Source organism: Nocardia sp. NPDC005978 (assembly GCF_040614455.1).
GTDB lineage: Bacteria > Actinomycetota > Actinomycetes > Mycobacteriales > Mycobacteriaceae > Nocardia.
Window position 1 is genome coordinate 1 of the sequence record NZ_JBEXUS010000200.1, and the last position, 6,688, is coordinate 6,688.

Annotated in this window: 7 protein-coding genes, 1 tRNA gene and 1 pseudogene; 5 read left to right on the forward strand and 4 right to left on the reverse strand. The window is 67.8% G+C overall.

The features are described 5' to 3' along the window. Window positions 1-28: 28 nt before the first annotated feature. The 3 genes from ABZ319_RS39630 to ABZ319_RS39640 all read right to left on the reverse strand — a co-directional run bounded on the left by ABZ319_RS39630 (window position 29) and on the right by ABZ319_RS39640 (window position 1,899). Window positions 29-102: transfer RNA gene (locus ABZ319_RS39630), tRNA-Met, on the reverse strand. Between the two features lie 101 nt (window positions 103-203). Then, on the reverse strand, window positions 204-1,196 hold the full coding sequence (locus tag ABZ319_RS39635; RefSeq protein WP_354991743.1) for an ion transporter: 993 nt from the start codon (window positions 1,194-1,196) through the stop codon (window positions 204-206). Between the two features lie 148 nt (window positions 1,197-1,344). Further along, window positions 1,345-1,899: a TetR family transcriptional regulator gene (locus ABZ319_RS39640; RefSeq protein WP_354991744.1), complete on the reverse strand. Its 555-nt coding sequence runs from the start codon at window positions 1,897-1,899 to the stop codon at window positions 1,345-1,347. Window positions 1,900-1,978: 79 nt separating this feature from the next. On the opposite strand from ABZ319_RS39640, the gene ABZ319_RS39645 reads away from it, so the two are divergent. The 3 genes and pseudogenes from ABZ319_RS39645 to ABZ319_RS39655 all read left to right on the forward strand — a co-directional run bounded on the left by ABZ319_RS39645 (window position 1,979) and on the right by ABZ319_RS39655 (window position 4,784). After that, window positions 1,979-2,446: a DUF4334 domain-containing protein gene (locus tag ABZ319_RS39645; protein ID WP_354991745.1), complete on the forward strand. Its 468-nt coding sequence runs from the start codon at window positions 1,979-1,981 to the stop codon at window positions 2,444-2,446. Between the two features lie 2 nt (window positions 2,447-2,448). Continuing rightward, window positions 2,449-3,548, forward strand: a pseudogene (locus ABZ319_RS39650) (NAD(P)-dependent alcohol dehydrogenase). Between the two features lie 165 nt (window positions 3,549-3,713). After that, window positions 3,714-4,784 (forward strand): alpha/beta hydrolase family protein, encoded by a 1,071-nt coding sequence (locus ABZ319_RS39655; RefSeq protein ID WP_354991746.1) that lies wholly within the window; start codon window positions 3,714-3,716, stop codon window positions 4,782-4,784. A 1-nt stretch (window position 4,785) separates the two neighbouring features. Here the strand turns inward: ABZ319_RS39655 and ABZ319_RS39660 are convergent, their stop codons facing one another. Beyond that, window positions 4,786-5,577 carry an SAM-dependent methyltransferase gene (locus tag ABZ319_RS39660; protein ID WP_354991747.1) on the reverse strand — a complete coding sequence of 264 codons (792 nt, stop codon included), beginning with the start codon at window positions 5,575-5,577 and terminating at the stop codon, window positions 4,786-4,788. Window positions 5,578-5,763: 186 nt separating this feature from the next. On the opposite strand from ABZ319_RS39660, the gene ABZ319_RS39665 reads away from it, so the two are divergent. Further along, window positions 5,764-6,168: a hypothetical protein gene (locus ABZ319_RS39665; protein ID WP_354991748.1), complete on the forward strand. Its 405-nt coding sequence runs from the start codon at window positions 5,764-5,766 to the stop codon at window positions 6,166-6,168. A gap of 58 nt (window positions 6,169-6,226) precedes the next feature. Beyond that, window positions 6,227-6,661: an SRPBCC family protein gene (locus ABZ319_RS39670; protein ID WP_354991749.1), complete on the forward strand. Its 435-nt coding sequence runs from the start codon at window positions 6,227-6,229 to the stop codon at window positions 6,659-6,661. The last annotated feature ends 27 nt before the right edge of the window (window positions 6,662-6,688 follow it).

Consider the following 6,688-nt stretch of genomic DNA (forward strand, 5'->3'; position numbering starts at 1 on the left):
CATCGATTCTCCGGCCTGAGCTACGTAGTAGCGGGGACAGGATTTGAACCTGCGACCTCTGGGTTATGAGCCCAGCGAGCTACCGAGCTGCTCCACCCCGCGTCGGTGAATACAACCCTACACAGGGCCATGCGGAGCAGCCTAATCGTGTGGTCGGAGCGGGTTTTTCGGGCCGAAAGCCGCGTTTCCGGCGCCGGCGCGGATCAGCCCCGGCGGATGCCGCGGCGCGCGAGGCCGGTGCGCACCGCCGCGAGACTGGCGTTGAGCTGTTCGGCGATCCGGGCCGTCGATTCCCCGTCCCGGTACAGCGCCACGGCCCGGGCGATCTCGCCGTCGCTGAGCTGGCGGCCGGGACCGGGCCGGTTGTTCGGCGTGTAGATGACCGTGGTGCCCGCGCCCTGGGCGGCCGGCCGCAGCGCCGCCACCTCGGTCCGCAGGGCCGACAGCTCGTTCAGAATCGTTGCCAGGGTGGCGTCCTCGTCGGCGTTCTCCTGCTCGTGCCGTTCCCGGTTCTCGACCTCGCGCACGTCGTCGGCCGCACTCACCATCACCGCGAGGAACAGATTCAGGACCACGAAGGTGGACAGCAGGATGTAGCACAGGAAGAAGATCCAGGCGAAGGGCTTCTCCGCCATGACCTCCCGGGCGATGTCGGGCCACGCCTCACCGGTCATGATCTGGAACAGCGTCCACATCGACGTGCCGAGACTGCCGAAGTATTCGGGGGTCACCGCGCCGAACAGCTTGGTGGCCATGACCGCCGCGACGTAGAGCACCAGCGCGAGCAGACCGAGGATCGAGCCCATCCCCGGGAGCGCCGCCAGCAGGTTGGTGACCACCTTGCGCATGCTCGGCGTGGCCGAGACCAGCCGCAGCGCGCGCAGGATGCGGAAGGCCCGCAGCACCGAGAGCCCGCCCGAGGAGGGCAGCAGCGCCACACCCACGACGGCGAAATCGAAACAGTTCCAGGGATCTCGGAAGTAACCGAATCGGTAGACGTACAGCTTCAACAGCATTTCCAGGACGAAAATCACCAGCGCCGCGGTGTCGACGAACGAAATGAATCCGCCCGCAAGGGACATCAGCGTCTCGGAGGTCTCCGCCCCGAGCGAGACGGCGTTGACGAGAATTACCGCGACGACAAATCTCTGGAATCGCGGGGAATCAACCAGCTTTCGTGCACGTTCGCGTAGCAAAACAGACCGCCTCCTGTTTCAGCACTATGCAATTGGGTAACACCGGAATTCGAGCCGAGCAGCTGTGTTTCGGCCGAAATTCTACGATGCGGGGCGCGACGGCCCCGGCGGTTTCATCGCAATCAGCCCGGTGGTGGCCGAGACCGCGCTACGGGGCGATGAGGCGCTGTGCGGCGCGCACGGTGGAGGAGCGGCGCTCGGCCACATCGGATTCCGGGGCGCCCAGGGCGTGCAGGGCCGAGGTGCGCGCGAGATCGGTGAGCAGGGTCAGCAGGGTGAGCGGATGGAAGGCGTCGGTGATCAGGCCCGCGCGCTGGCCCCGGCGCAGCTCGGCGAGTTTGGGGGCGACGGCCCGGGCGATCGCCGCCTCCGCCTCCGGGATCGCGGTGCGCTCGATATCGGCCCAGGTCTGCAGGCGGGCGTTGTCAGGGTGCGCGAGGTAGTGATCGAAGAGCCGGCCGGCGTACGCGGGCAGGTCGCCGGCGTCCAGGGCGGTGACCCGGGAGGTCTCAGTGACCCACTGATCGGTGACCGCGGCGTAGAGCTCGTTCTTGCCTGCGAAGTAGGCGTAGAGGCGATCCTTGCTGGCCTGCGCGGATGCCGCGATGCGATTGATGCGGGCCCCGGCGACGCCGTGTTCGGCGAATTCGGCCTTGGCGGCGGCGAGAATCCGCTCCCTGGTGGCGTGTCCGGCTGCGCGCATGGCGGCATCCTATCTTGCCGAACCAAACGGTTCGGGTGTAGGTTTCCCGAACTGAATGGTTCGGGAAACAGGAGGCGTCATGGCGGGCACGGTCGAACGGTGGCGGGAACTGGCCGCACAGCCGGAGGGGGTGACCGCCGCGGAGCTGGACGAGATCTGGGCGACCCTGGAAACCGTTCGCGCGCAAGACATCCTGGGCGAATGGCGGGGCGCGGCCTTCCGAACCGGCCATCCGCTGTGCCGCGCCCTGGATCGCAGTCGCTGGTACGGCAAGAACTTCCGGTCCCTGGCCGAGGCCGAACCGCTGATCTGCCGGGCCGAGGACGGCTCGCTGTTCTCCGATGTGAAGCTCGGCGACGGCATCGCCAGTCTGTGGAACATCGAGTTCCGCGGTGAGGTCACCGCGACCATGGTCTACGACGGCCGGCCCGTCTTCGACCATTTCAAACGGCTCGACGATCAGACCCTGATGGGCATCATGAACGGCCGCGCCGAGCAGGTGCTGGCCGGCGGCGAGCACTTCTACTTCCTGCTCGAGCGGGTCTGACGATGCCCACCACCACCGCCGCGCTCTCGCGTGACCCCGCGCCGGATTCCACATCGAACCCGTCGTCGTGGACGACCCACGCGCGCACGAGATCCTGGTGCGCGTCGAGGCCGCCGGGATCTGCCACACCGACCTGATCTCCCGTGCGGCCGGAAGCGACGAGCGCCCGGTGCTGCTCGGGCACGAAGGCGCGGGAACCGTTGCGGCGGTGGGCTCGGAAGTCACCGGGGTCCGGCCCGGCGATCGGGTCGTGCTGACCTTCCGGCACTGCGGCGCCTGCCGCAACTGCCGGCTCGGGCGGCCCGCCTACTGCGCGCAGTCGGTGCGGCTGAATCAGTTCGGCGCCCGCCCGGACCGGACGCCGCGGGTCACAGCCGCGGGAAAACCAGTACGGGACGGCTTCTTCGGGCAATCCAGCCTCGCCGGGTACGCACTGAGCACGCCCGACAACACCGTCGTGGTGCCGCCCGGAACCGACCTCGCCGTCGCCGCCCCGCTGGGCTGCGGGTTCCAGACGGGCGCGGGCGCCGTACTCAATGTGCTTCGCCCGGAACCCGATTCGACGCTGGTGATCTTCGGTGCGGGCGCCGTGGGCCTGGCCGGACTGCTCGCCGCGCTGACCCTGCCGGACACCCGGGTCATCGTGGTCGAGACCGCCGCCGCCCGCCGGGACACGGCGCTCGAACTCGGCGCCGTCGCCGCACTCGACCCGGGCACGGTCGATGTGTCCGCCGCGATCGGCGAACTCACCGCGGGCGGCGCGACGCACGCGCTGGACACCACCGGCCGGCCCGACGTCCTGGCCACCGCGGTCGGCGTGCTCGGGGTCGGCGGCGCGGCGGCCGCGGTCGGGCTCGGCGCGGGCATACCGCCGATCGACGTCCGCGACCTGGTCCTGTCCGGAAAGTCGATTCACGGCTGCCTGGAAGGGGATTCGATTCCCGCGCGCTTCATTCCGGAACTGCTCGCGCTGCATGCCGCCGGACGTCTGCCGCTGGATCGCCTGGTGCGCACCTATCCGCATACCGATATCGACCGCGCGCTGGCCGATCAGCGCGCCGGGCACATTGTCAAACCGGTACTCACCTGGGCGACGGTGTAGCGGCCGGCGAAACTCCGATATAGCGAATATGCACCGATTCGCAACGGGCACAGCGCGACTCGGCTGATCCGGAAATCGTCGCCGCTTGTAACGTCCACGAAGATTCCCGCGATGCGGGACCGGGCGGGACCTCGATACGAGCCTGCGGAGAACGAAGGGCTTGAATTGAGACGCGGATCGATCACCCGGATCAAGGCGCTGGCACTCGCGGGGGTCGTCTCGGCCACGCTGGCCACCGCGTTCGGCAGCGGCGCGGCCCTCGCGGACGACACCGACCCGATCATCGCGACGCACAAATTGCTGGCCGATCCGACCGCGCCCAACGGTTCGAAAATCGTCTCCGGCACCATCGACGGCCGCAATCTGACCCTGCAGGTCTTCTCCGTGGCCATGGACAAGAAGATCACCGTCAAGGTGCAGCGGCCGCGGGACGCCTCGACCGCGCGGCCCACCCTCTACCTGCTGAACGGCGCGGGCGGCGGCGTCGATCTCGCGACCTGGTGGCACAACACCGATGTGGGCGACTTCCTGGCGACCAAGGACGTGAACGTCGTCATGCCGATCGGCGGCGCGTTCGCGTACTACGCGGATTGGCTGCGCGAGGACCCGAGCCTCGGGGTGAACAAATGGCAGACCTTCTTCCTCGACGAGCTGCCGCCGCTGATCGACGCGGCGCTGGGCACCAACGGGCTCAACGCCATCGCCGCCAATTCCATGACCGCCACCTCGATCCTGCAGATGGTCATTCGCAAGCCCGGGTTCTATCGGGCGGCGGCGGGATACAGCGGCTGCGCGCAGACCTCGGATCCGATGGGCAGGCAGTTCGTCAAGATGGTCGTCGAACTCTACGGCGGCGGTGACGTCCAGAACCTGTACGGCGCGGACGGCGATCCCGCCTGGGTTGCCAACGATCCGGTGGTGAACGCCGAAGGTCTGCGCGGCACCAGCCTTTTCGTGTCGACGGGCACGGGAATGCCCGGCCCGCACGATGTCATCGACAGTCCCTACACCATGAACAAGACCCAGGTCGGCATCGCCAACCAGCTGATCGTCGGCGGGGTCATCGAAGCGGCCACCAACTGGTGCACGCGCAATCTGCAGTCGAAACTGAACGAGCTCCGGATTCCGGCCACCTTCGACTTCCGCGAAACAGGCACGCATTCGTGGGGCTACTGGCAGGACGCGTTCCACCGCTCGTGGCCGATGCTCGCCGCCGGGCTGGAGATGCCCGAATAGGTCAGGGTTTCCGGCCGACCGCGCAGTAGCAGGAGACCTTGCGGTCGAAGGTCGCGGAGATATCCATGGTCTGCTCCAGCCCCCAGCGGTGCGGGGGCACCACACCGGGTTCGACGAGTTCCAGCTCGGCGAACCAGGACGACAGCTCGGCGTGGGTGCGGACCTGGGCGGGCAATTTGCGCACCCGATAGACCTCCTGCGCGGCCTCCACCTGCTCGGGCGCGAAATCCGCTGTGATGGTGCAGATCACGAGGAACGAGCCGGGGGCCAGCGCGCTCATGAAGGTCCGGACTATGCGCTGGATGTCGTCCTCGACGAAATGCAGCAGCGCGATCATGCTGACCCCGACCGGCTCGGACATATCGAACATCTCGACGAGTTCCGGTGCGCGCAGGATGGATTCGGGGTCGGTGACGTCGCCGTGGATGTAGGTGGTCGCGCCCGATTCGCCGTCCGCCATCAGGGCACGGGCGTGCGCCAGCACCAGGCGATCGTTGTCGACGTAGACCACCCGCGCGTCGGGCGCGGTCTCCTGGGCGATCTGGTGCAGATTCGGCTCGGTGGGGATGCCGGTGCCGATGTCCAGGAACTGCTTGATGCCCGCCTCGGCCAGGTATCGCGTACTGCGGTGCATGAACTGGCGATTGACCCGCGCCGCGATTCGGATGTCGGGCCACACCTTCAAGATTTCCTGGGCGGCTCGCCGATCGGCCTCGTAGTTGTCCTTGCCGCCGAGAAAGTAGTCATAGACGCGGGAGGTGTGCGGCACGTCCAGCGAGAACTCCCCATTCATTTCCAAGCACCGTTCAATCGACCGATCGAGCGCAAACCCTTCGGACAGGCTAGTCGGCGCAGCGGGCCAACCGTGAGGTTTCGTGCGCGGGACTTTGCTCGCAATATTCGCCGGATTACGGGGTATCACGACACCGGGACCGACCCGGCCCGTGCGAAGCGATTCGATTGTTCCGGAAGAGGAGCCATGCGCCGCCACCTGATCGCCGTCTGCCTGTGTGCGACGGCCCTGACGATTTCGGCCTGCGATTACATCGGCGGTGATTCCGGCGCGACACCGTCGGCGCTGTCGACGACCGAGGGGGCGGCGTCGCTGACAACCTCGAAAAACCTTTTGCCGCCGGAGAATACGCGCTCGGTTTCGGTGCCGTCCGGGATCGCGCCCGCGGTGCTGCGCCGCGAGACCTGCGAGAAGTTCAGCGAGCGTTTCGAGACGATCCGCCGGGACTCCGGGCAGGCCGGAGTCGATCGGGCCGTCGCGGACGCGCTCGCGGACTTCCCGGGTACGCCCGACTGGCAGGTCTTCACCGAGGAACAGCGGCAGGCTTCCCTCGACGGCGCGCGCGACGCCGGGACCGGCAAGTGCGAGTGACGCGCGTAACCGCTGTCCAGGTTAATAGATACGACTTGTAACAGATACCATCTGGTCCGTGGCCAAACTGAAGGTTTCCGTAGATGTCCCGATCCCGCCCGACCAGGCCTGGGCGCACGCCTCCGACCTGGCCGAGCTGGACAAGTGGCTGACCCTGCACGAGGGCTGGCGCGGACCGGTCCCCGAGGAGTTGACGCCCGGCACCAAACTGGTCGGCGTCGCCACCGTGAAGGGCTTCCGCAATCGCGTCACCTGGACGGTCAAGACCGCCGAACCGCCGAACCGCCTGGTACTGACCGGCGCCGGGATCGGGGGCACCAAGTTCGGCATCGAGCTGAGCGTCAAACCCTCGCGCACCGGGTCCGATGTCACCGCCAATTTCGAGCTCGGCGGCGCGCCGCTGTTCGGGCCGATCGGATCCGCGGTGGCGCGGGCGCTACGCGGTGACGTGGAGCGATCGCTCGACAAGTTCGTCGAGCTGTACGGGCGCTAGCGGCTCGCGCCCGCCCGCGGCGACTGG

Coding starts and splice junctions, on each gene's coding strand:
- ABZ319_RS39640 (WP_354991744.1), bottom strand. CDS start 1,899: ATGCGCGCAGCCGGACACGCCACCAGGGAGCGGATTCTCGCCGCCGCC.
- ABZ319_RS39645 (WP_354991745.1), top strand. CDS start 1,979: ATGGCGGGCACGGTCGAACGGTGGCGGGAACTGGCCGCACAGCCGGAG.
- ABZ319_RS39660 (WP_354991747.1), bottom strand. CDS start 5,577: ATGAATGGGGAGTTCTCGCTGGACGTGCCGCACACCTCCCGCGTCTAT.
- ABZ319_RS39665 (WP_354991748.1), top strand. CDS start 5,764: ATGCGCCGCCACCTGATCGCCGTCTGCCTGTGTGCGACGGCCCTGACG.